The organism is Bradyrhizobium sp. Y36, from assembly GCF_002531575.1.
In the GTDB taxonomy this organism is placed as follows: Bacteria; Pseudomonadota; Alphaproteobacteria; order Rhizobiales; family Xanthobacteraceae; genus Bradyrhizobium.
The window spans coordinates 1-23,111 of the sequence record NZ_NWTI01000029.1 but is presented as its reverse complement, the minus strand read 5'-3'; the positions used below and the strand labels follow the sequence as shown (position 1 = coordinate 23,111).

The following is a 23,111-nucleotide window of genomic DNA, read 5'->3' as shown; positions in this document are numbered from 1 at the left end:
CGGAGGATGCGCGATGTCCGACCGAAGTTCCCATTGGGACGAAGTCTACGCCACCAAGGGCGAGGCCGAGGTCAGCTGGTTTCAGAATAGCCCCTCGACCTCGCTCGCAATGATCCGGGCGACCGGTCCAGATCATGACGCGGCCATCATCGATATCGGCGGCGGCGCGTCCCGTCTGGTCGATGCATTGTTGCAGGACGGATATCGCGACGTCTCCGTGCTCGATCTCTCCGCGAACGCGCTTGATGCTGCCAGGAAGCGCCTTGGCCACGCCGCGTCAACGACCAGCTGGATCGTCGCCGACGCCACGACATGGCAGCCCGCCAAGACCTACGAGGTCTGGCACGATCGCGCCGCCTTTCACTTCCTGACCGATCCCCGCGACAGGGCGGCTTACGTCGAACGCCTGCGGTCTGCGGTTGCCCCCGGCGGCCACGTCATCATTGCGACGTTCGCACCCGACGGTCCGGAGAAGTGCAGCGGCCTGCCAGTGCAGCGCCATGACAGCGCCAGCCTCGCAGCGGAGCTCGGGCCGGAGTTCGAGCTGATCGAGACGCGTAGCGAAACGCACCGCACGCCGTGGGATTCGGCGCAGGCGTTTCAGTTCAGCCGGTTCAAGCGCTGCCGTTAGAAACAGGTGTCATGCCCCGCGCGGGCGGGGCATCCAGTACGCCGCGGCCCATCGGGTCAATCACTGCGGCCTCTGGAATACTGGATCGTCCGCCCCTGTGCGCAATTCCGCACTAGGCGGACGATGATAGTGGGCTCCCGGGCGCGTATGCGCCTACGCCGCCAGCTTCACCGCATGCGCAAAGTCCCAATAGAGCTTTCGCGCCTTGGTGTAGAACGGGCCCGGCTTCAGCTCGCGCTCGTCGATGCGGATCACGGGCGCGACCTTGGCGAAATTGCCGGTGGAGAAGATCTCGTCGGCCGCCAGGAAGTCGGCGTAGCGCAGCGTCTTCTCGACCACATTGACGCCGTCGCCGCGCAGCAGGCCGATGACGCGCTGGCGCGTGATGCCGTTGAGGAAGGTGCCGTTGGGCACCGGCGTGTAGACCACGCCGTCCTTGGCCATGAACACGTTGGAATTGCCGAACTCGGCGACGTTGCCGAGCATGTCGAGCATCAAGGCGTTCTGGAAGCCGCGGGAGGCGGCTTCCGCGAGCGCGCGCGAATTGTTCGGATAGAGGCAGGCCGCCTTCGCCTCGACCGGCGCGCATTCGGCGGTGGGCCGGCGGAACGGGGACAGGGTGATCGCGTTGCCGACGGGTTTGGGCATCGGCGCCTCGTAGATGCACAGACACCAATTGGTGGTTTCGGGATCGAACAGCACGCCGCCGCCACTTCCGTTCTGCGCCCAGTACATCGGGCGGACGTAGAGCTCGGCATTCGCCCCAAAGCGCGCGATGCCTTCGGTTGCGAGCGCGAGCCAGGTGCCGGTATCGACCACCGGCTTCAGGCCGAAATTGATCGCGGATTGATTGGCGCGCGCGACGTGACGGTCGAGATCGGGCGCGACACCCTCGAAGGCGCGCGCCCCGTCGAACACCACCGAGCCGAGCCAGGCCGCATGCGTGCGCGGGCCCATGATCGGCACGTTGCCGTCGTGCCATTTGCCCTCGAAGAAGGTCCAGCTCGGTGAGTATTCGATCGGCTTCCTGATCTCGGCCATATCAGGCCTCCCTTGGCGTGATGCCGTATTATAGCGCCACTATTGGACACAACATCTAAAGGATTCCCTGCGCGGGCGTGGTGGGTTACCCTCTCCTGCCAGGGGAAAAAGGAAGCAGCATGTCGCTCGATCCGCTCGCAAAGCGCCTGTTGACCATGATGGCCGCGGCTGGTCCGCCGGCCCGCGGCCGGCCGAGCGTTGAGGCGCGGCGGCAATCGCTGGCGAAGCTGATGCAGTTCGCGCGCACTGATGCGCCTGACGTGACGACGCGCGACGGCATGCTGCCTGGCCGCGCCGGCGAGGTGCCCTACCGCCTCTACTCGCCTGCACATGCCGAGGAGGTTGCACCGGGCTTCGTGTTCTTCCACGGCGGCGGCCTGGTTGCCGGCAGCATTGCCACGCATGACCGCATCGCGGCGGCGCTGGCGCATGCCACCGGCTGCCGCCTCGTCTCCGTGGACTACCGGCTCGCGCCGGAGCACCCCTTTCCGGCCGCCGTCGAAGACGCGGTCACGGCCACCGAATGGGTCGCGCGCGAGGCCGCATCGCTCGGCATCGACGCCGACCGTCTGGTGGTCGGCGGCGATTCCGCCGGTGCAACGCTCGCGGCGATCGTCTGCCAGGAAGCGGCACAGACCGCAGGCCTTGCCGTCGCCGCGCAATGTCTGATCTGCCCGGTGCTGGATTTCGAGGAAACCTCGCCCTCACGCGAAGCTTTTGCCGAGGGCCATCTGATCGACCGCGTCACGATCGAGGCCGATCTCGCCGACTATCTGCCTGAGGGCATCGACACGGCCGATCCTCGCGTGTCTCCGCTGCGCGCAACACGGGTGGCCGGCCTGCCGACCGCGATCATCCACACCGCCGAGTACGACCCGATGCGCGATGAAGGCAATGCCTATGCCCGCAAGCTGCTCGCCGCAGGCGTCGCCGTCGAGCATGTCTGCCACGACGGCATGGTTCACAATTTCCACGCCATGGGCGCGATCCTGCCGCAAGCGCAGCTGGTGCTGTCGCAGATCGGCGAGCAGGTGCGGCGAGCGGTGGAGAAATAGCGCGGATTACGCGCGCGCGTCGAGCACGGCCCGAGCGGCGGTGACGTAGTCAGGCCAATGCATGTCCGCATAGCGCTCCGCCTGGCGGGCGCAGCCGACATCGGGCGCATGCGCGGCGGCAATCATGCGCGCGAAGCGTTCCTCGGCAACCGTCGCGTCGTCGGGCACCGGCGCGGGCGCAGCCGCCACGGCGGTTGGAGCGACGGCGAGTCCCGCCATTCCAGCGAGCAGGATGCGGCGTGACGTGGTCATGGCAGTCGTCCTCCATTGTCCGGCCGCTCTCGGCCGGCGAGCGAGTCAGTGCGATCATGGCAAGGTAGCCGCGCCCATCGATGCCGTCCATGGTGTGCGGATAGCGCTTGACCGCGGGATTGATCACGTTCCATCTAGCTCGCGATTTCGCCAGCACGGCCCACGCGTCGGATTGTCACGTGTCCCCTCACCGCCCACCGCATCGTCCAGCCTTGCGCACAGTCGCGATGGGACTGGCGTGCCTGACGATTTCGGCCGGCGCGGCCTTCGCCGCCGAGGATGAGGAGGACGCACCGGCGAAACCTGCGGTCCCGAACATCTACGTCGATCTGCGCACGACCTACGCGTCGATTCCGGCCGGGACGCTCGGGCTCGGCTTCGGCACGACGTCGCTGTCGACCGCGCTCGAAGCCCTGGCGGTGCGCAGGGGCGTGACACCGTCAAACGGCGTGCCTGCCGCGAAGTCGATTGCCGTCGATCTGCCGCTGACCGTCGATGTCAACGACCGCGTCTCGCTTTACGGCGGCGCGTCCGGCTCGGCGACCGACATCGGCGGCGGCTGGTCGACGTTCGACATCACGAGCTGGAACATTGGCGTGCAGGCCGACCTTTACCGGCAGGATGGCGGCTCGTTCCCGACCATCACGCTGCAATCGACCCTGACGCAGTCGGTGCCGAACGAACAGGGCATGACGAACTCGTTCAACAACATCCTGGAATTCGACTACGCGCTCGACGAGGACGAGACGCGGGGCTGGCTGGCCGGCGTGCAACATACCTACACCACCATCGCCAGCCCGTTCGCCAGCATCCGGCCAAACACGATCCTCTATGCCGGCGGCTATTACCAATGGCCGAGCAACTGGAAGTTCACCGGACGCCTCGGCGTGCAGTCGTTCGGCGGCGCGCAACTCGCCGGCCGGACGCTGGCGGAGTCCTTCACGCAGCCGATCCTGCGGCTCGATCTCGATCGCATGGATGACAACGACAACCGCCTGTTCGGTATCACTGCGCAGATCGCGTGGATGCCGAAGCCGTCCTACCAGCTGACCTTGCGAACTCCGCTCTACGCCGTGCGCAACTGACGGCATGCGGGGCCGGACTTCGATTCCGGGCAACGCGGAACTGAGCCTTCGCGGCGGAAGGCACGTGTTCCATCAGCCGCGTCCCGGCGTCTCGTCAACCGATTGTTAATCCTCATCCCAAAACCTCGATGGAGTTACGCCGCGGCAAGAAAGCTTGAGCGAAACTGGGCCGACCTTTCGCATCGTATTCGCTTGGGAGGCCCGCGAATGTCCCATCTGGTTCCGGAACGGACGTTGCTTGCTGGCAAGATCTTCTTCAATTTCGGCCAGTCGACGATCGATTGCGTCGTGCGCCGGCTGACCGAGGAAGCCGCGACGCTGGAGATGGAAAGCGGCCTCGGCGTGCCCGAGCGCTTCCAGCTCAGGCTGGCAGGACGTGACGTTCTGACCTGCCGCGTGATCTGGCGGTCGGATCGACAGGTCGGCGTCGCCTTCGAGCAGCCGGGCCTCGAACGACCGGCCCGCGAGGAGCGCGGGCGCTCGTCCGATGCGCTGATGCGCAGCCAGATGCTGGCGCTGCGCGCCGCGCTCGATCATGTGCCGACGGGCATCGTGCTGCTCGACTCCAGCCTCAGGGCGCGGCTGATCAACCGGTCGTTCCGCCAGATGTGGCGCCTGCCCGACGAAGTCGCCGACAGCAATCCGTCCATCATCACCTTGCTCCATCACGGTCGCGACACCGGCTCCTATGAAGTGCCCGATCCCGAGCTCGATGCCCTGGTGGAGAAACGCGTCCGCATGATCGAGGCGGGCGACCCGACGCCGATGGATCTGCGCCGGACCAATGGCGACGTCATCCGCGTGCAGATCACGCCGTTGCCCGATGGCGGACGCATGCTGACCTATGCACCCGTCACCGACATCGTTCGCGCCTCCGACGAGCTGAAGCTGCTGCGGGATGCGCTGGAGAACGTTCAGGACGGCGTCCTCCTGCTCGATGCCGACATGCAGGCCACCTTCATGAACCGGCGGATGCGGCGGTTCTGGGAGGTCAGCGATGCCGAGGCCACGAGTCGGCCCGCCTATTCGTCGCTCGTGCGGCGGCTGCATCGCGCCAGCGCGCCCAATCTTCCGGCGACCGAGCTTGCGAGATTCCCGGCGCGCCGCGTCCAGGAGGTCAAGGCCGGCGATCACGTGCGCGACCTGCAGACGCCGGACGGACGGCGCATCAGGGCCCATTGCACCACGATGTCGAATGGCGGCCGCATGCTGACCTATGTCGACATCACCGACCTCACGGAAAAGGCCGCGATGCTGGAGACGCTCGCGACCACCGACCCGCTTACCGGCCTCTACAACCGCCGCCATTTTCTCGAGTGCCTGGATGCCGAATGGAGCCGGTTTCAGCGCTATTATCGCTCCGTCTCGGTGCTGATGCTCGACATCGACCACTTCAAGTCGGTCAACGATCGCTACGGCCATGCCGTGGGCGACGCTGCGATCAGGGCGGTTGCGTCGGCGTGCCTCGACGGCAAGCGCAAGTCGGACATCGTCGGCCGCCTCGGCGGCGAGGAGTTTGCGGTTCTGCTGCCCGAGACCAGCCTGTCGCGTGCAAGGACTGTGGCCGATCGCATCCGCAAGCGCGTGATGAGCGCGCAGATCGCCGCCGGCCACGTTCAGTTCGGCGTCACGGTGAGCATCGGCCTCGCGGAGGGCGCGGTCAGCATGTCCGGCACCGACGCGCTGATGAGCGCGGCCGATCATGCGCTCTACCAGGCCAAGGCCGAGGGCCGCAATCGCTGCATCGGCTTCGCGCCCCCGCCGCCTGCAAGCAAAGCAGCGGAGTGACCGCGCAGAGCGGCTTCTAATCGGGCACCGGCACGTCGAACGTGTTGAGCGTGACCGAGACCATGCAGTAGACGCCGACGAGATAGGACAGCTCGGCGGCGCCATGCTCGCCGAACTCCTTCACCGCGGCGCGCCAGGTCAATTCCGGCAGCACGCCGCCGCCGACCAGCGCGGAGGCGACGTCGTAGGCGACGGCCTCCTGCCTGGTGAGGTCGACCGGCCGCTGTCCGGCGACGATGGTCGCGAGCTTCTCGTCGGACAGGCCGCGCTGCTCGGCGACCAGCACATGGGCATAGAGCTCGTAGCCGGAGCGGAAATGCGAGCCGGTGACGAGGATCGCGACCTCGCGCACCGGCGCCGGCAGCAGCGGGTTCGACGCGATCGCCTTGACCAGCTCCCACACCGGCTTGCCGAAGCGCGGCTCGCGGATCCAGGGATTCCAGGGCCCGAGCAGCGCGCCGTCGTCGCGCATGTTCACGAAGCCCTTGAAATGGTCCTTGATGCCCGCTCGCATGTCGTCATAGAGCGGCTTCTGTTCGGCAGTCAGGTCCTTGGGATCGAGAATGGGAAGGCGCACGGCGTAGATCTCCTCGTTGAGAGGACACAACCGTCACTCGCACGTGCGTGCAAGGCAAGTGAAGTTGCCGTGACGACCCGCGCCGATTTGGAAATCGCACGGAGACGTCGGCCAGGAGTCCTATGGGTCCTGTGGGCTGCACACGCCCTGCGGGTTGACGACGTCGTCAACATCGAGCGCCAGCGGCTGCCCGCTGTCGAGGAATGACGACAAGTCCGCCTCGAACGGCGCCGGATCGAGACCACGCGCTGTCAGCCACTGCGGCTCATAATAGGTCTGCCGGTAGCGCTCGCCGGAATCACAGATCAGCGTCACCAACGACCCTGTTACGTTCGCCTGGCGCATCTCGGAGGCGAGCCGGCACAGCGCCAGGAAATTGGTGCCGGTGGAGCCGCCGACCGCCCGACGCAGCCGGCGCGACAGCACGTTCATTGCCGCGATCGTCGCCGCATCCGGGATCTTCATCATGCGGTCGACCACGCCCGGCACGAAGGACGGCTCGCAGCGTGGACGGCCGACGCCCTCGATCAGCGATGGGCGCTCGCACACATGGAAGCGGTCCTGTGTCCGGAAGCAATCGAAGAAGGCGGAATGCTCGACATCGGCGACGCAAAGCCGCGTCGGATACTGGCGATAGCGCAAATAGCGGCCGATGGTGGCCGACGTGCCGCCGGTACCGGCGCCCATCACGATCCAGTCCGGCAGCGGACGCGGCTCGCCCTGCAATTGGCTGAAGATCGATTCGGCGATGTTGTTGTTGCCGCGCCAGTCGGTGGCGCGCTCGGCGAAGGTGAACTGGTCCATGTAATGGCCGTTCAGCCGGGTGGCGAGCGCGGCCGCTTCGGCATACAGCGCACGGCCGTCGTCGATCAGGTGGCAATTGCCGCCATAATGCTCGATCGCGGCGATCTTCTCCGCCGAGGTCGTGCGCGGCATCACGGCATAGAAAGGCACCCCGATCATCTCGGCGAAATAGGCCTCCGACACCGCGGTCGATCCCGAGGAGGCCTCGACCACGGGCGTGCCCTCGCGGATATGTCCGTTGCAGAGCGCGTAGAGGAACAGCGAGCGCGCCAGGCGATGCTTCAGGCTGCCGGTCGGATGGGTCGACTCATCCTTCAGATAGATGTCGATGCCTGACAGCGCCGGCACGATCAGCCGGATCAGATGCGTGTCGGCGGTGCGGCACTGGTCGGCTTCGATCGCGGCCACGGCTTCGTCCACCCAGCCGCGCCGGTAGGTCGGCCCGGCTGGATTGGGGTGGCGGAAAGGGAATGTCTGCATCGGATGAATCTTTCATGATGCGCATCGCGCATCAAGGGTGGTTCAAAACTCCAGCGGCGCGTTGTCGACGACCTCCTTCATCACGAAGAAGGTGCGGGTCTGGCGCACGCCCGGCAGCGCGATGAGCTGCTCGCCATGGATGCGGTTGAAATCCTCCATGTCGCCGACCCGGATCTTGAGGAAATAGTCGAAGTCGCCGGCGACGAGGTGGCAGTCGAGCACGAATTTCAGCTTTGCGATCGCCTGCTCGAAGATCGCGAAGCTCTCCGGCGTCGAGCGGTCGAGCACGACCCCGACCATCACCAGCGTGCCCTTGGCCACCTTCTTCGGCGCGACCATGGCGCGGACAGCGGCGATGAATCCGTCCTCGAACAGGCGCTGGGTGCGGCGATGGCAGGTGGCGGGACTGATGGCGACCGATGCGGCCAGCTCGGCATTGCTCAGCCGACCGTTATTCTGCAGCAATCTCAAGATCTTAAGGTCTGTTCGGTCAAGCCTGGCAGCCATGAAAGAAGCTTCCATAGGTTCGCAATAATTTGGAAGAATTGTTAGCACAGGCCGCCTAGCACGCAAGAAGATGCGCAATATAGGCGCAATATTCGAGAGCACATTTTGCCGGGGCGATGCTAGGCAGCGGCCAACACCACCGCCAATCGGGATGACCCATGAAGCTCGACAAATTTCCCCGCTATCCGCTGACCTTCGGCCCGACCCCCATCGAGAAGCTGGAGCGGCTGTCGAAGCACCTCGGCGGCAATGTCGAGATCTATGCCAAGCGCGAGGACTGCAATTCGGGCCTCGCCTATGGCGGCAACAAGCTGCGCAAGCTCGAATACATCATTCCCGACGCGATCGCCTCCAACGCCGACACGCTGGTGTCGATCGGCGGCGTTCAGTCCAACCACACCCGCATGATCGCCGCCGTCGCCGCCAAGATCGGCATGAAGTGCCGCCTGGTGCAGGAAGCCTGGGTGCCGCACGAGGACGCGGTCTATGACCGCGTCGGCAACATCATGCTCTCGCGCATCATGGGTGCCGACGTGCGCCTCGTCGACGACGGCTTCGACATCGGCATCCGCAAGAGCTGGGAGCAGGCGATCGATGAAGTGAAGGCGGCCGGCGGCAAGCCCTACGCGATTCCCGCCGGCGCCTCCGTGCACAAGTTCGGCGGCCTCGGCTATGTCGGCTTCGCCGAGGAAGTGCGCAAGCAGGAGAAGGAGCTCGGCTTCAAGTTCGACTACATCATCGTCTGCACCGTCACCGGGTCCACTCATGCCGGCATGCTGGTCGGCTTCGCCGCCGACGGCCGCGCGCGAAAAGTGATCGGCATCGATGCGTCTTTCACGCCTGATCAGACCAAAGCACAGGTGCTCGAAATCGCGAAGAACACCGCTGAACTCGTCGAGCTCGGCAAGGAGCTCGTCTCCGATGACGTCGTGCTGATCGAGGACTACGCCTATCCCGCCTATGGCGTGCCGTCGGAAGAGACCAAGGAGGCGATCCGCCTCACCGCGCGTCTCGAAGGCATGATCACCGACCCCGTCTACGAGGGCAAGTCGATGCAGGGCCTGATCGACCTCGTGCAGAAGAACCATTTCGAGAAGGGCGCGAAGATCCTGTACGCCCATCTCGGCGGCGCGCCGGCCTTGAACGGCTATGCCTACGCGTTCCGGAACGGGTGAGAGAGGCATAGCGCTCACGCCTCACACACCGCCGTCGTCCCGGGCAAGCGTAAGCGCAGACCCGGGACCCATACGCCGCAGCAATAGTCTTGCGAAGACTCGCAGTTGCCAACGCGTCACAGCAACTTCGTTCCGTGGCTATGGATCCCGAATCTGCGCTCCGCTTCGCTGCGCTTGTCCGGGATGACGGCGGAGTGAAGAAGCTGCACCCCTACCTCGTCCTGACGATCTGCAGCAACTCGTCGCCGTAATGCTCGAGCTTCTTGTCGCCGATGCCGGGGACGTTGCGAAGCTCGTCCAACGTGGTCGGCCAGGCCCGGACGATACCGTCGATGGTGGCGTCGTGCAGCACGACATAGGCCGGCACGCCACGCTCGCGCGCGATGTCCGACCGCCAGGACCGCAGCCGCGCGCGCAGTTCGGGATCGACATCGCCTTGGGGCGTACCCGCCGCGGGCGCGAGATCTCCGCGCCGGGACTTGGCGCGGCTGGCGCGAACGCGGGTCTGCGGCGCCTCCTCGCGCAGCCAGACTTCCGTTTCGCCGCGCAGCACGCCGCGCGCGGTGTCGGTCAGCTTCAGCGCGCCATAAGCTTCGCTGTCGCTCTGCAAATGGCCCATCGCCACCAATTGCCTCAGCACGGTGCGCCACTGCTTCTCGTTGAGCTCGCGGCCGATGCCGAACACGGACAATTTGTCGTGGCCGAACTGCGTCACCTTCTCGGTCAGGCGCCCGACCAGCACGTCGATCAGATGCATCGCACCGAAACGTTGCCCGGTGCGGTAGATGCAGGACAATAGCTTCTGCGCCAGCACCTTTCCGTCGCGCATCTTCGGCGGCGTCAGGCAGTTGTCGCAATTGCCGCAGCTTTCGGCCATCACGATCTCGCCGAAATAGGCGAGCAGCCGCCGGCGCCGGCAGTGCGGCGTTTCGGCCAGGCCGACCAGCGCATCGAGCTTGCCGATCGAGACCCGCTTGAATTCGTCGGAGGCGCTGGACTCGTCGATCATGCGGCGCTGCTGAACGATGTCCGAGAGACCATAGGCCATCCACGCCGCCGACGGCTTGCCGTCGCGGCCGGCGCGGCCCGTCTCCTGGTAATAGGCCTCGATGCTCTTGGGTAAATCGAGATGGGCGACGAAGCGCACATCGGGCTTGTCGATGCCCATGCCGAAGGCGATGGTCGCGACGATGACGATACCGTCCTCGTTGAGGAAGCGGTCCTGGTTGCGCGAGCGCACACCACTGTCGAGCCCCGCATGATAGGGCAGCGCCGCAATACCGGCCTCGGCAAGCGCGGCGGCGACCTCCTCCACCCGGTTGCGCGACAGGCAATAGACCACGCCGGCATCGCCCATGTGACGATCGCGGATGAATTCCTTGAGCTGCGACACGGCGCTGCGCTTGTCGACGATCTCGTACCGGATGTTGGGCCGATCGAAGCTCGAGACGAATTGCGGCGAATCTGCAAGTTGCAACCGCTCGACGATCTCCTTGCGCGTCAGCTCGTCCGCGGTTGCGGTCAGCGCGATCCGCGGCACGTCGGGAAAGCGCTCCGCGATGATGGAGAGTCCGACATATTCGGGCCGGAAATCATGCCCCCATTGCGAGACGCAATGCGCCTCGTCGATCGCGAACAGCGCCACCTTCGCCTGCGCCAGCAGCGACAGACAGCGCGGCGTGACCAGGCGTTCCGGAGCGACATAGAGCAGATCGAGATCGCCCGCGAGCAGGCGCCGCTCGATCTCGGAGGCTTCCTGAAACGTCAGCGACGAGTTCAGCGCTGCGGCGTTGACGCCGGCCTCAAGCAGGCCCGCGACCTGGTCGCGCATCAGTGCGATCAACGGCGAGACCACGATGCCGCAACCTTCGCGCAGCAGGGAGGGAAGTTGATAGCACAGCGACTTGCCGCCGCCGGTCGGCATCAAGACCAGGCAATTGCCGCCCTCGGTGACGTGCCGGACGATCTCACCCTGCGCGCCGCGAAAGCCCGGCAGGCCGAACACCGAATGCAGCACCGACAGCGCGTCGCGGCCATTGGCCGGCGCAGGCAGCGGGGCGGTGGAGGGAGCGGACATGGGCGTTCGGGGAACAAGGCCAAGAGATTCGTCACAAGGCCAGTCGCATGCTCGCGTCGACGTGGCAAGGCCATCTTCTGCCTCTCCCTGCTTGCTGTGGGGGAAACGCATAAGGGTGGAGCTGGGGCACCGACAGCCCCCACAGCGTCATGGCCGGGCTTGTCCCGGCCATCCACGCCTGTCCACGCAGCGCCAAGAACGTGGATGCCCGGGACAAGCCCGGGCATGACGACCTCTTCGGAATGCTCGAATGCGATTGCTCCCCCCGCAAGCAGGGCGAGGTGACAAGAGCACGCTCAGTGAAGACGCAGCTACGCTCCGATCCTCCGCAGCGCTTCCGCAACCGTCACGATCGGCATGTTGCGCCGTCCAGCCGATTCCAGCGCATGGCGCATCAGGTCCGGCGTGCAGCCATAGGGGCTCGGCGCGTTGGCGACGTCATGGCCGTAGAAGATGAGCCATCCACCGCTCGCGACGGCCTCGTCGAAATAGCGATCGACGCCCGCCTTGTCGATCTCGCAATCGACCAAAGGCGAAGCGCGCAGGAACTGCAGATCGATGACGTCGCTGTTGACGCCGGGGAGAATGCCGCGCGCCGAACGGAAAGCCTTGGCGAGCTGCGGCTTCCGCCAGACCGAGGCGATGCCGTAGGGATAGGCGAAGTTCTCCAGATTGATCGAGGAATCGATCGCACGGAAATAGGAGCGGTTCTGGTCGATCTCGCGCGCCATCGCCGCCTCGTCGAGATTGGCCGAGCTCTGATGCGAGAAAGTGTGGCAGGCAATCTCGTGACCTGAGCGGTGGAGCCGGACGATCGCGTCGTCCGACAGGCCGTGCCAATGGTCCGACGGCTGACCGATCAGGCTCCCGGCGAGATAGAACGTGCCCCGGCCACCATGCTCTTCCAGAAGCGCGGCGCCCTCGCCCGCGGCGCTGTCGGGGGCATCGTCGAAGGTGAAGCTCACGATCGGCGCATGCGCAGGCAGCCGGTGCGGCGCGGCGCGGAAATGCCGGGCCAGCCGATTGCTCACGCGTCCCTGGAGTGCCGACCACACGATCGCGTTCCCGTGATTACGTATTTCCGTACTGAAACATTCACATGCCGGTCGAGGCAAGCTTAACGCCTGGGTAATCCTAACGCGGAACCAACATCTTTGGATTGACGCGCAGGAGCCGACGCCTCGGCTTCCCCGGTGAGATATTGCAGCCAGTTGCGGAAAAGCACCGCCGCCGCGCTGCCGGCGCCGATATCAGCGCGCAAATTCAGCCCAGGCAGCTCGTTGGTGAGCGCCGGGTGGCGCTGATGCGCAGCCTTCCTCTCGAAGCGGGCCAGTTTGTCTTCGGTCGCTGCGTCAAAATAGCTCACGGGCAGGTGCGGATAATTCTCCCGCTCCCGCGCGAGATAGCGGCCGATGTCGCGCAGATATTCGCGCTGGAGCGACAACGCGTCGTATTCCGGGTGGCCCTGGAAGAACACGAAGCGGCTGGCATATTGCCGGACGAAAACGTCGACGCCGGCCTGCTCCGAGCGGGTCAGCACCTGATAGCCGGCCTGCACCAGGTCACTCTCCGCGATCTCGTTCAGGCGCGAATGCGAGACCTTGAGCGGCGCGGGCGCTGCGCGCGTCAGGGAATCGCTCGTCACGGCGTCGCAATCGAAGACGCCATGGCATTTGGCCGGCAGCCGCCGCCGCGCGATGCCGTCGAGATGCAGCACCGACGCATGCGCGGCGAGACACGACCAGATCGTCGAGCGCGTGTTGGCCTTGGCCCAGTCGATGAGCTCGGTTAGGTCACGCCAGTACGGCTCCTGGTCGAGTTCGGGCGCGACGGGCTCCGCACCCGTCACGATCAGCCCGTCGAATTTCTGATTCTTCAGATCGGACAGATCGGAATATTCGCTCTCGACATGCCACCGCGCTTCCGGCGAACGCTTCACGCTGGGAAGCGAGAAGCAGTGGAAGCGAATGCGGCACGGGCCTGCTGCGGCCTGGAGCAGCTTCATGAACTGCCGCTCGGTCGCCTTCAGCGCCGGATCGGGCATGTTGTTGACGAGCCCGATCGTGAGCTCGGTGCCGTGATCCCGCGCGAGATCGCGCTCGGTCGGCACCAGCGCCGGGCTCGTTATGACTTGATCCCTGTCGATCAAGATCGTCATTGGCGAGGCCGCCTACTCCGCGGCCTCGAGGCGCGTCGACCGGCAGGCCTTGTCCAGCGCCTGGTCGATGTCCTCGATGATGTCGGAGATATGCTCGATGCCGATCGAGAGGCGGATGGTCTCCGGCAGCACGCCCGCAACGCGCTGCTGCTCGGCCGACATCTGGCGGTGGGTGGTCGAGGCCGGATGGCAGGCCAGCGACTTGGCATCGCCGATATTGACGAGACGCGTGATCAGCTTCAGCGCATCATAGAAGGTCTTGCCGGCTTCCATGCCGCCCTTGATGCCGAAGGTGAACAGCGAGGAGGCATTGCCGTCCAGATATTTCTGGACCAGCGGGTAATACGGGCTGTCGGGGAAACCGGTGTAGTTGACCCAGGCGACGCGGGGATCGGCGCGCAAAAATTCGGCGACCTTGCGGGCGTTCTCGACGTGACGCTCCATGCGCAGCGCCACGGTCTCGATGCCCTGCAGCAGCAGGAAGGCGTTGAACGGCGACAGCACCGATCCCATGGTGCGCTGATAGACGCTGCGCGCGCGCTCGATATAGGCGGTCCGGCCGAAGCGCTCGGCATAGACGAGGCCGTGATAGGAGGCATCCGGCTTGTTGTAGGCCGGGAAACGCTCGGCATGCTTCGCCCACGGGAAATTTCCGGAATCGACGATGGCACCGCCAAGCGTGGTGCCGTGACCGCCCAGGAACTTGGTCAGCGAATGCACGGCGATGTCGGCGCCGTAGTCGAACGGCTTGAGCAGGATCGGGGTTGCGACCGTGTTGTCGACGATCAGCGGCACGCCATGCGCATGCGCGACCTTGGCCAGCGCCTCGATGTCGCAGACATTGCCGGCGGGATTGCCGATGGTCTCGGCGAACACCGCGCGGGTGTTCTCGTCGATCAGCTTCGCAACCGCATCCGGTCCGTCGCTCTCGGCGAAGCGGCCGGTGATGCCCTGCCGCGGCAGGATGTGCGAAAGCAGCGTGTGCGTGGTGCCATAGAGCTGCGGCACGGAAACGATGTTGCCGCCGTGATCGGCGACGTTGACGAAGGCGAAATGCAGCGCCGCCTGGCCGGTCGCGACCGCGAGCGCGCCGACGCCGCCTTCGAGCTGGCCGATGCGCTTCTCCAGCACCGCGCTGGTCGGATTGGCAATGCGGCTATAGCGAAAGCCTTCGGCCTCGAGGTTGAAGAGCGCGGCGCCGTGATCGGCGCTGTCGAACGCGTAAGCCGCGGTCTGGTAGATCGGCACGGCAACCGCGTGCGTGGTGGCTTCGGGTTCGTAACCGGCGTGAATAGCGATCGTCTCGTTGCGCATCGTGCCACCTCCGCGTGGGCGGGCCGCACTTATTGGCCTGGAATGAGGCATGTGCGTTGTCCGCCTCGCCCGTGTTAGAGGCGGGTGGTAAAGCGGACAATAATTCGCTTAGAGATCGAGGAAGTAACCCTAACCGTTGTTGGCGAATTGGCCGGGATTCGGGTTAAAGCGGATTAATGTATTTGCGCGCTGTGCCGCGACAGTGACGGTCGCCATCCTTCCCGTTGTGGTGGAAGGTGGCGCGGAGCGCCGGATGAGGGGTCTCCATCCCATGCGGTTGAACCTGCGTTCTTGGACAGAGACCCCTCACCCGTCTCGCCGCTGCGGGCGAGCCACCCTCTCTCACACGGGGCGAGGGTGCCACCGTCAACGCTGCGATAGCTCGCAGCCTCAGCCCATACTCTCCCAGAGGCGGTGGGCGAGCACCCCGGCCCGCTTCTCGATTGCGGCCGCCGCATCGAGCGCGAGATCCTCGCGATAGCGCCCCGCAATGAGCTGCACGCCGATCGGCTTGCCGTCGTGGAGCACCACCGGCACCACGGCGCCGGGCAGGCCGAGCACGTTGATCGCCGAGATGAAGCGGATCTCGCCCCAGAAGATCTCCTTCACCCGCTCGGCGCTGACGGTGTCGTCGCGCGGGCCCGGCGTCGGCTTCACGGTGGTCGGCGCCAGCACGACCGGATAGTCCTCGAAGAACAATTGCCAGGCGCGAATGTGGCCGTTGCGCGCGGCGGTCGCCTGCATCCAGGCCTTGAGATCGAGCACACTGGCCTTGGTCTTCATGCCGTTCCACGCCTTGTGGAAGTCTTCGGAGGTGACCTTCAGCATGCCGGCCTCCTGCATCACCACCGTCTCGTTGGTGATGATGTCGCACCAGGTCTGCCAGACGCCGTTGATGTCGGGCACCTCGACCTCGCTGACGCGGTAGCCGGAACGTTCGAGATGGTCCGCGGCCTGGCGTAGCGCCGCCGTGACTGACGGATCGACGTCCATATCCTCGGGGATCTTGGCCAGCGCCACCTTGATCGGCCCCTTCGGCTTCTCGCCGACCAGCGGCGCCGGCGCCCACCAGGGATCGCGCGGATCGCGCTGGCTCATCACCTCCAGCCCAAGGCGAACGTCGGCGACATGGCGCGCCAGCGGCCCCTGCGCCGACATCAGGTGCGCCAGCATCGGCCGCTCGGCCGTGGCACTCTCGTTGAATGCGGGGATGCGCCCCTGGGTCGGCTTGATGGTGGCAACGCCGTTGCAATGCGCCGGCCAGCGCAGCGAGCCGCCGATGTCGTTGCCATGGGCGATGGTGCCGATGCCGGCGGCGACCGCCGAGCCTGCGCCGCCCGACGAGCCGCCGCAGGTGATATCGGGACCCCATGGATTGAGCGTCAGCCCGTGCAGGGGATTGTCGGTGAAGCCGCGAAAGGAGAATTCCGGCGTGTTGGTGAGCCCGATGACGATCGCACCGGATTTCTTCAGGTTGCGCACGACAGGCGCATCCGACGGTGCGATCAGGCCCTTGTTGGCTGGCACGCCGTTGAAATTCGGCCGGCCGTGGTAATCGACGTTTTCCTTGATCGTGATCGGCACCCCGTGCAGAAGGCCGAGCGCACCTCCCTTGGCGCGCTGCTTGTCGGCCGCATGGGCGGCGGCAAGCGCCTCCTCCGAGAGATCGACGACGACGGCGTTCAGCTTCGGATTGACCGCGCGCATCCGCTCGAGATGCGCTTCGACCGTCTCGACCGCGGAGATGGCGCCGGAGCGGATGGCGGCTGCGGTCTCCACCGCCGACCATTGCCAAGGCGCGCCCTTGGGGCGGGGAGGTGCAGTCGGCTTGCGCGGGGAGGCCTTCTTCGCACCTGACTTCTTCGCACCCGACTTCGCGACAACGCCCTTCCGGGCTGAAGATGTCTTGCGCGATGCTTTCACTGCCGATTTCTTGGAAGCAATCTTCTTGGCCGCCGCCTTCTTCGCCACCTGGTAACTCCTTCAGTTGCGGCGCGAGGTTACGGAGGCGGATCGGGCCTGTATAGGTGCGTTTCTGCATGCCGCGCTGGCGAGAGCCGCCCATGCGACCAATCGTCGGGAGACGTCGCCGCACGTCGCGCCGTGCCCATGTTCGACGCGGAGGACTGGACGCAGCTCACGGCAAGCATCGCTGGCTTGCCCCGACGCTGCAATGGCTTCACGACAGGGTGGATTTCCGGAGTCGCGAACCTGCTGCTGACGTTCGACCGCCTCTACCTCTTGCGCGATCGCTGTCGGAGCCTGAATTCTCCGCAAGCCGTACGCCGGATGATCGACACGATCTTCACGAGGGTGTTCGGCAACAAGCTTCGAAATCACACCATGCTGTCGTTCATCGCCGTCGTCGGTGGGCTGGTGTTTCTCGAAGCGCCGGGTGTGGTGCTCGGTCCGTTGCTGCTCACGGGTCACACCCCGACCTTGCTGCAGGTCTGGCGCGGCCGGGCCGAAGCCCCGACCGAGGCGCGGCCGCAACGATTCCCGACGGCCCGGAGGCGCGCAAACGCGGTCGAGCGGACAACCTCAAAGGTTCCGCGGAAAGCCAAATTCATATTTGATTTCAGATGGATATGGCGGAGAGAGTGGGATTCGAACCCACGGTACGGTTTCCCGCACACACGCTTTCCAAGCGTGCGCCTTAAGCCACTCGGCCATCTCTCCGGAGCGCCTCTCTTGAAGGGGCGCTGATGATTTTGCAAGTAATCGCAGGTCAATCCGGTCGATTTTCCGCAACTTGTTGTAGTTACAGGGTAATATCTGTTACGCCCCGTCCCCGGCGCGCCACCCCGGCTGAACCCGTGACGGGTTTGGCGCGACGATTCACGGGAAGCCGCCAAACACGCGCAGGGACCCCATGACCATCCGCACGACCATCGCCGTACTGAGCCTGATCCCGGCCCTCGTCTCCGCCGCCGCAGCGCCCGCTTCTGCCCAGGTCTGCACCCGACAGGGCGTCGACGTCAGCTGCGACGACGGGCGGCGCGGGGTGCTGTCGGGGGACGCCATCCTCTGGCCGGACGGCACGCGCTCGAGCTCGACGCCGCACCCAAGCGTCATCATCGGCAACAAGAGTTCGATCCATGTCGGGCCCGGCGTGTTCGTCGGCCAGGGCAAGGGCGTGGTGCCGATGGACGATCCGAACGCGCCGAACAAGCGCCAATGCGCGATCCTGGAAGGCGTGTCGTATTGCTATTGAGGTGCGCGCTCCCTTCTCCCCTTGTGGAGAGGAAGGGAGGAGCACCAGGCCTGATCAAATCAGCCGCACGCCTGAGATCGCCGACTTCAGCCAGCGCAGCGCCTGCGGCGGTTGCGTGGCGAGCGGGACGACGGCGGCCTTTTCCGTCCGGCACTTCTCGAGCTCCGCGACGAAATCGGCCGACCATTGCTGGATCGTGTGGCCGCGCAGCTTCTTCATCATCGCGTCCCAGCGCATCTTGCGCTCGGTGAGCGGCATCGCGGCGGCAATCGCGATCGCGCGTGCCATGCCATCGATATCGTGCGGATTGACCAGGAGCGCGGCGTCGAGCTCGTTGGCGGCGCCCGCGAATTTCGACAGTACCAGCACGCCGGGATCGGCCGGATTCTGGGCTGCGACATATTCCTTGGCGACGAGGTTCATGCCGTCATGCAGCGGCGTCACCACACCGATCTGCGCGGTGCGGTAGAGCCCTGCGAGCACGGCCTGGCTAAAGCCCTTGTTCAAATAGCGGATCGGGGTCCAGTCGACCTCGCCGTGCCGGCCGTTGACGTCGGTGACGAGGCGCGCGACCTCGTTCTGAAGGTTGCCATAGGCCTCGATCGCGCCGCGCGAGGGATTGGCGATCTGAAGCAGAGAGATGCTGCGCGCAAACTGCGGCTGCTCGGTCCAGAGCCGGTCGAAGGCGCTGATGCGGTTGACGAGACCCTTGGAATAGTCGAGCCGGTCGACACCGATCGCGAGACGTTCGCCGTTGAGGCTGCGGCGCAGCCGCGATACGTCGGGATGCGAGGCGGACTTGGCGGCGTAGGCCGCGAACTTCTCCGCGTCGATACCGATCGGGAAGACTTCACAGCGGGTGCGGCCGTGCTGCGACAGCGCAACGCCGTCCTCGACGGCGAGGCCGAGCTCTCCGCCGACATAGGAGAGGAAATTCTGCCGATCGTCTTCGGTCTGGAAGCCGAGCAGGTCGTAGGCGAGCATCGCATTGATCAGCTCGCGATGGTTGGGCACGCCCTGCATCACCGCGGCGACGGGCCAGGGCGTATGCAGGAAGAAGCCGATGGGATCGTCGACGCCGAGATCGCGCAGCTCGGCCCCGAGCGCGAGGAAATGATAATCCTGCACCCAGAACGCCGTCTTCGGCTTGCGGAAACGCATCAGGGCGCGCGCCATGAAGGCGTTGACTTCGCGATAGCTGACATAGTCGTCGCTGGAGACGCGGATCAGATCGCTGCGCGAATGCAGCGCCGGCCACAGCGCCGAATTGGCGAAGCCCTCGTAATAGCCACCGTAATGCGCCGCCGGCAGATCCAGCGTCGCAATTGCGCCAGAGCCTAGCGCTTCGATCTCCGCGAACGGTTCCTTCTGCTGGCCATCACGGACCCGGCCCGAGGAACCCACCCAAATCGCGCCAGAATGTTCCACCACCGGCAGCAAGGCCGCCGCGAGACCGCCCGTCATGGGCTCATTGGGTTTGCCGCGGGCGACACGATTTGAAACGACGACTAAGTTCACAGGTCGTCCCCTCCTGTTTCATTCCACCCGTTTAACTGCCGTTCATCAATATGGTTCCTGTCATGGTTTCAACCAATTGAAACCAAAATCGGGCATGCGCGTTGGAACTGGTTTCCCTTACGGAACCCGGCGATTTCGCTGCAAAAACAGTTTGTGTCCTGATGATGCGAAGCAAGCCGTGCGGCACGCGGCGGCGCCGTTCCCAAGGCATCATGTCGACGGCGTGGCGCTGCCTTCGTTTCACCTTGGATCGAGCAGGCGGGCGAGGAACGCACGCACGTCGCTCGGCGCGTCGAAATGCCCGTTTACGCCCATGGCGCGGCGGCCGACCGAGAAAGCGAGCCCGTTCATGTCGGGCATGATCGCAAACACGGTTTCATCGGTGACGTCGTCGCCGATGAAGATCGGACGCCGTCCCTTGAAAGGCTCCCGCTTCATCAGTTCCCGCACACCGGTTGCCTTGGTGAATCCGGAATGCTTGATCTCGCAGACGAACTTGCCCGGCAGCACCTCGATCGGCGCATTGGGCAAATCGGCGCGGATCACCGAGACGGCTTCGTAGATCGCCTTCTCCGCATGCGGCGCCAGGCGGTAATGAAGCGCGAGCGAATAGCCCTTGTCCTCGAGCAGAATGCCCGGGCTGAGCTTGGCGATGGCCGCAAGCCGCCGCTTCAGCTCCTTGTCGAGCGGCGGCGCGTGCACGGCATCGGCTTCACTGTCCACCGACAGCCGCATCTCGGCGCCGTGGCCGGCGACGGCGCGAAACACCTCGGGTGCGAAGATCAGGTCGATGTCGTTGAGCGAGCGGCCGCTGACCAGCGCCAGCGCGCCGGAGGTCCGCTCGGTCAGGCGATTGAGCGTGTCCGACAGGCCCGGCGGCACCCATACCTCACGCGGCGTCGGCATCAGGTCGAGCAGCGTGCCGTCGATGTCGAGCAGGATCGCAGTCTCGTCGAGATGCGGCACCAGCGCATGCGGCACCGGCACCGCGTCGGGCGCCTCGTCCTCGGGTCCGGTGAGCTGCTGATCCAAAGCCATTTCCGCAAGTTCCGATTTCATCAGTCTACTCCATAAAGGCGAGCGGACGCGCAATTTGTTCGAGCGATTTGCGCTCCGCGGAGACGGCGTAGCGCCACGCCACGATCGCGGCCGCGATCATCAGGAATGCTCCCAGCAGATAGCCCGCGAACACGCTGGTGCGTGATCCCGTGTCGATCAGCACGCCGAACAGCGCCGGTCCGATCACGCCGCCGACGCCGGTGCCGACCGCGTAGAACACCGCGATCGCCAGCGCGCGAACCTCGAGCGGAAACGTCTCGCTGACGGTGAGATAGGCTGCGCTCGCGGCCGGCGAGGCAAAGAAGAAGATCACCATCCAGGCAATGGTCTGGCCCTGCGCGGTGAGGACGCCGATGGAAAACAGATAGCCCGAGAGCGCCAGCAACAGGCCTGACATGCCATAGGTGAACATGATCATGGCGCGGCGCCCCAGCGTATCGAACAGCCGGCCGAGCAGGAGAGGTCCGAGGAAATTGCCGGCCGCAAACGGCAGCAGGTACCAGCCGACGTGATCGGCCTTGATGCCGTAGAAGTCGGTCAACACCAGCGCGAAGGTGAAGAAGATCGCATTGTAGAAGAACGCCTGTGCGCTCATCAGCGCGAGACCGACCAGCGCGCGCTGGCGGTACGCCGAGAACAGCGTGTGGACGACCTCGCGAATCGGCGTGTGATCGCGCATCTTCAGCCGGATCTTGGTGAAGCGCGCCTCGCTCGTATCCTGACCATGTCCGATCACGGAGCGTTCGATCTCGTCGACGATCGCATGGGCCTGATCGGGACGGCCATGGATCATCAGCCAGCGCGGACTCTCCGGAATCCACATCCGCATGAAGAGCACGACAAGACCGATGGCGGCACCGATGAAATAAGCGAGGCGCCAGCCGAGATCGGGGCTGATCACGGCGGGATCCAGCAACACGATGGACGCGACCGCCCCCATCGCCGCGCCAATCCAGAAGCTGCCGTTGATGACGAGATCGGTCCAGCCGCGATAGCGCGCCGGCACCAGTTCCTGGATGGTCGAATTGATCGCGGTGTATTCGCCGCCGATGCCGGCGCCGGTGAGGAAGCGGAACATCGCGTAGCTCGCGATATCCCACGACAGAGCGGTCGCAGCCGTCGCCGAGAGGTAGAGCGCCAGCGTGATGAAGAACAGCTTCTTGCGGCCGATGCGGTCGGTGAGCCAGCCGAAGCCGAGCGCGCCGAGCACGGCGCCGGCGAGATAGGCGGAATTGGCGATGCCGAGATCGAGATTGGAGAAATGCAGCGACGGGCTCTGCTTCAGGGCGCCGGAGAGCGCGCCTGCCAGCGTCACCTCGAGGCCGTCGAGGATCCAGGTGATGCCGAGCGCGAGCACGACGCGGGTGTGAAAGCCGCTCCAGGGCAGCGCATCGAGCCGCGCGGGAATACTGGTCTCGACGATGCGGTCGGTCGCGTCCGCCGCGACCCCAGATGCGTAGTTCAGCGCTGGGCTTTGCTGCAATTCCATCGGGCTGTTGCGTTCGATCAATGGAAGCAGCCCCGGTTCACATGATGTGGACGGGGCGTTCCGATCATGGGGGTGCGGCATTCCGCCTGCCACCTGCGACAACGTCTGCGGCAAGGCCGGGTTCCCCGGGAACGGCGCTTATGGCTCTCCGTTTCCGTTGGTGCCGCAAGGAGTTGACGCATGGCTCATGTCAGAAAGAGGACACAATCTCACAAACCAGCGCGCAAGACGACCAGCGCAAGACGTAAGCCTGCGCGCAAGAGCCCGAAGCGCGCCGCGCCGAAGCGCTGGTCGCAGCGCGTGACCAGGCAGAGCGACGCGCTCGACCTCAAGCAGGGTGTGTTCAAGCTGGACAGCCCGAAGAAGATCGCGACGTCATTGAAGCGGTCGGCCGAGCGCAGCTCACGCCGCAAGGCCGGCGCCTATCGCTCGGCGCTGTCGATGCTGACCTTCTACATCAACCGCGCCGGCAAGACGCTGCCGAAGACGCAACGCACGCGGCTGGAGAAGGCGAAGGTGGAGTTGAAGCGGGCGTTTGGAAGGGAGTGAGAGGGAGGAGGATCGCATCCCCTGCTCCGCTGTCGTCCCGGACAAGCGTAGCGGCTGGCAGCGCGAAGCGCTGTCAGGCGTAGAGCGCCGATCCGGGACCCATACTCCCAGGGAGTGGTTGTGGAGCGACGCAGGTAACTCCGAGTCTTCGCCAACCCGATTCTGTGGCTATGGGTCTCGGATCTACGCGCGCCTCAAGGGCGCGCTTGTCCGGGACGACAGCGGAGGATGAGGCGACAGCGGGGTCAGGCGCGGCGCCTCACGCCGCTCTGATATTGCCCATGAAGCGATCGAGCTCGGCGCGCAGGCGGGTGCTTTCGGACGACAGCGTCTTGGCC

20 protein-coding genes and 1 tRNA gene are annotated in these 23,111 nt (G+C 65.3%); 7 read left to right on the top strand and 14 right to left on the bottom strand.

Annotated features, from left to right (window positions below):
* Positions 1–13: 13 nt before the first annotated feature.
* Positions 14–631, top strand: a complete 618-nt coding sequence (locus CO669_RS32330; protein WP_097666284.1) for a class I SAM-dependent methyltransferase — start codon at positions 14–16, stop codon at positions 629–631.
* A gap of 153 nt (positions 632–784) precedes the next feature.
* Here the strand turns inward: CO669_RS32330 and CO669_RS32325 are convergent, their stop codons facing one another.
* Positions 785–1,672 carry a branched-chain amino acid aminotransferase gene (locus CO669_RS32325; RefSeq protein WP_097666282.1) on the bottom strand — a complete coding sequence of 296 codons (888 nt, stop codon included), beginning with the start codon at positions 1,670–1,672 and terminating at the stop codon, positions 785–787.
* 119 nt (positions 1,673–1,791) lie between these two features.
* Between CO669_RS32325 and CO669_RS32320 the strand changes: the two genes are divergently transcribed.
* Entirely contained in the window at positions 1,792–2,727 is a 936-nt protein-coding gene (locus tag CO669_RS32320) for an alpha/beta hydrolase (protein ID WP_097666280.1), read from the top strand.
* Positions 2,728–2,733: 6 nt separating this feature from the next.
* On the opposite strand, the gene CO669_RS32315 is transcribed toward CO669_RS32320, so the two are convergent.
* Positions 2,734–2,979, bottom strand: a complete 246-nt coding sequence (locus tag CO669_RS32315) for a hypothetical protein (protein ID WP_097666278.1) — start codon at positions 2,977–2,979, stop codon at positions 2,734–2,736.
* Between the two features lie 212 nt (positions 2,980–3,191).
* Between CO669_RS32315 and CO669_RS32310 the strand changes: the two genes are divergently transcribed.
* Positions 3,192–4,064 carry a hypothetical protein gene (locus CO669_RS32310; protein WP_097666276.1) on the top strand — a complete coding sequence of 291 codons (873 nt, stop codon included), beginning with the start codon at positions 3,192–3,194 and terminating at the stop codon, positions 4,062–4,064.
* Between the two features lie 207 nt (positions 4,065–4,271).
* On the top strand, positions 4,272–5,852 hold the full coding sequence (locus tag CO669_RS32305; protein WP_097666274.1) for a sensor domain-containing diguanylate cyclase: 1,581 nt from the start codon (positions 4,272–4,274) through the stop codon (positions 5,850–5,852).
* 16 nt (positions 5,853–5,868) lie between these two features.
* Here CO669_RS32305 and CO669_RS32300 read toward each other — a convergent pair whose 3' ends face one another.
* The 3 genes from CO669_RS32300 to CO669_RS32290 form a co-directional block, all read right to left on the bottom strand.
* Positions 5,869–6,429 (bottom strand): carboxymuconolactone decarboxylase family protein, encoded by a 561-nt coding sequence (locus CO669_RS32300; protein ID WP_097666410.1) that lies wholly within the window; start codon positions 6,427–6,429, stop codon positions 5,869–5,871.
* Positions 6,430–6,549: 120 nt separating this feature from the next.
* The gene (locus CO669_RS32295) at positions 6,550–7,713 is read right to left on the bottom strand and encodes a PLP-dependent cysteine synthase family protein (protein WP_097666272.1); all 1,164 of its coding nucleotides are present in this window, start codon (positions 7,711–7,713) and stop codon (positions 6,550–6,552) included.
* Between the two features lie 42 nt (positions 7,714–7,755).
* A complete protein-coding gene (locus CO669_RS32290) occupies positions 7,756–8,220 on the bottom strand; it encodes an Lrp/AsnC family transcriptional regulator (RefSeq protein ID WP_097666408.1) in 465 nt (154 codons plus the stop codon).
* Positions 8,221–8,378: 158 nt separating this feature from the next.
* Between CO669_RS32290 and CO669_RS32285 the strand changes: the two genes are divergently transcribed.
* Positions 8,379–9,395, top strand: a complete 1,017-nt coding sequence (locus tag CO669_RS32285; RefSeq protein ID WP_097666270.1) for a 1-aminocyclopropane-1-carboxylate deaminase — start codon at positions 8,379–8,381, stop codon at positions 9,393–9,395.
* 211 nt (positions 9,396–9,606) lie between these two features.
* On the opposite strand, the gene recQ is transcribed toward CO669_RS32285, so the two are convergent.
* From recQ to CO669_RS32255, 6 genes are all read right to left on the bottom strand, one after another.
* Positions 9,607–11,472, bottom strand: a complete 1,866-nt coding sequence (recQ, locus tag CO669_RS32280; protein ID WP_097666268.1) for a DNA helicase RecQ — start codon at positions 11,470–11,472, stop codon at positions 9,607–9,609.
* Positions 11,473–11,783: 311 nt separating this feature from the next.
* Positions 11,784–12,527: a polysaccharide deacetylase family protein gene (locus tag CO669_RS32275; protein ID WP_097666266.1), complete on the bottom strand. Its 744-nt coding sequence runs from the start codon at positions 12,525–12,527 to the stop codon at positions 11,784–11,786.
* A gap of 62 nt (positions 12,528–12,589) precedes the next feature.
* On the bottom strand, positions 12,590–13,630 hold the full coding sequence (gene metA, locus CO669_RS32270; protein WP_097666264.1) for a homoserine O-succinyltransferase MetA: 1,041 nt from the start codon (positions 13,628–13,630) through the stop codon (positions 12,590–12,592).
* Positions 13,631–13,642: 12 nt separating this feature from the next.
* The gene (locus tag CO669_RS32265; RefSeq protein ID WP_097666262.1) at positions 13,643–14,944 is read right to left on the bottom strand and encodes an O-acetylhomoserine aminocarboxypropyltransferase/cysteine synthase family protein; all 1,302 of its coding nucleotides are present in this window, start codon (positions 14,942–14,944) and stop codon (positions 13,643–13,645) included.
* 390 nt (positions 14,945–15,334) lie between these two features.
* On the bottom strand, positions 15,335–16,915 hold the full coding sequence (locus CO669_RS32260; RefSeq protein ID WP_097666260.1) for an amidase family protein: 1,581 nt from the start codon (positions 16,913–16,915) through the stop codon (positions 15,335–15,337).
* Positions 16,916–17,533: 618 nt separating this feature from the next.
* A tRNA-Ser gene (locus CO669_RS32255) sits at positions 17,534–17,623 on the bottom strand.
* A 193-nt stretch (positions 17,624–17,816) separates the two neighbouring features.
* Between CO669_RS32255 and CO669_RS32250 the strand changes: the two genes are divergently transcribed.
* Positions 17,817–18,158, top strand: a complete 342-nt coding sequence (locus tag CO669_RS32250; protein WP_097666258.1) for a hypothetical protein — start codon at positions 17,817–17,819, stop codon at positions 18,156–18,158.
* A gap of 54 nt (positions 18,159–18,212) precedes the next feature.
* Here CO669_RS32250 and CO669_RS32245 read toward each other — a convergent pair whose 3' ends face one another.
* The 3 genes from CO669_RS32245 to CO669_RS32235 form a co-directional block, all read right to left on the bottom strand.
* Positions 18,213–19,676, bottom strand: a complete 1,464-nt coding sequence (locus tag CO669_RS32245; protein WP_097666256.1) for a trehalose-6-phosphate synthase — start codon at positions 19,674–19,676, stop codon at positions 18,213–18,215.
* 240 nt (positions 19,677–19,916) lie between these two features.
* Positions 19,917–20,735 (bottom strand): trehalose-phosphatase, encoded by an 819-nt coding sequence (gene otsB / locus CO669_RS32240; protein WP_097666254.1) that lies wholly within the window; start codon positions 20,733–20,735, stop codon positions 19,917–19,919.
* A 4-nt stretch (positions 20,736–20,739) separates the two neighbouring features.
* Entirely contained in the window at positions 20,740–22,224 is a 1,485-nt protein-coding gene (locus tag CO669_RS32235; protein ID WP_097666406.1) for an MFS transporter, read from the bottom strand.
* 180 nt (positions 22,225–22,404) lie between these two features.
* Here CO669_RS32235 and CO669_RS32230 point away from each other — a divergent pair, with 180 nt between their 5' ends.
* Entirely contained in the window at positions 22,405–22,773 is a 369-nt protein-coding gene (locus CO669_RS32230) for a DUF3175 domain-containing protein (RefSeq protein ID WP_097666252.1), read from the top strand.
* Positions 22,774–23,111 lie beyond the last annotated feature (338 nt).

Bases quoted from the DNA above. Each gene is read 5' to 3' on its own strand.
- CO669_RS32320 (WP_097666280.1), top strand. From the start codon at position 1,792: ATGTCGCTCGATCCGCTCGCAAAGCGCCTGTTGACCATGATGGCCGCG.
- CO669_RS32295 (WP_097666272.1), bottom strand. From the start codon at position 7,713: ATGCAGACATTCCCTTTCCGCCACCCCAATCCAGCCGGGCCGACCTAC.
- CO669_RS32230 (WP_097666252.1), top strand. From the start codon at position 22,405: ATGGCTCATGTCAGAAAGAGGACACAATCTCACAAACCAGCGCGCAAG.
- recQ (WP_097666268.1), bottom strand. From the start codon at position 11,472: ATGTCCGCTCCCTCCACCGCCCCGCTGCCTGCGCCGGCCAATGGCCGC.
- CO669_RS32285 (WP_097666270.1), top strand. From the start codon at position 8,379: ATGAAGCTCGACAAATTTCCCCGCTATCCGCTGACCTTCGGCCCGACC.
- metA (WP_097666264.1), bottom strand. From the start codon at position 13,630: ATGACGATCTTGATCGACAGGGATCAAGTCATAACGAGCCCGGCGCTG.
- otsB (WP_097666254.1), bottom strand. From the start codon at position 20,735: ATGAAATCGGAACTTGCGGAAATGGCTTTGGATCAGCAGCTCACCGGA.
- CO669_RS32290 (WP_097666408.1), bottom strand. From the start codon at position 8,220: ATGGCTGCCAGGCTTGACCGAACAGACCTTAAGATCTTGAGATTGCTG.
- CO669_RS32250 (WP_097666258.1), top strand. From the start codon at position 17,817: ATGACCATCCGCACGACCATCGCCGTACTGAGCCTGATCCCGGCCCTC.
- CO669_RS32235 (WP_097666406.1), bottom strand. From the start codon at position 22,224: ATGGAATTGCAGCAAAGCCCAGCGCTGAACTACGCATCTGGGGTCGCG.
- CO669_RS32315 (WP_097666278.1), bottom strand. From the start codon at position 2,979: ATGACCACGTCACGCCGCATCCTGCTCGCTGGAATGGCGGGACTCGCC.
- CO669_RS32305 (WP_097666274.1), top strand. From the start codon at position 4,272: ATGTCCCATCTGGTTCCGGAACGGACGTTGCTTGCTGGCAAGATCTTC.
- CO669_RS32265 (WP_097666262.1), bottom strand. From the start codon at position 14,944: ATGCGCAACGAGACGATCGCTATTCACGCCGGTTACGAACCCGAAGCC.
- CO669_RS32325 (WP_097666282.1), bottom strand. From the start codon at position 1,672: ATGGCCGAGATCAGGAAGCCGATCGAATACTCACCGAGCTGGACCTTC.
- CO669_RS32330 (WP_097666284.1), top strand. From the start codon at position 14: ATGTCCGACCGAAGTTCCCATTGGGACGAAGTCTACGCCACCAAGGGC.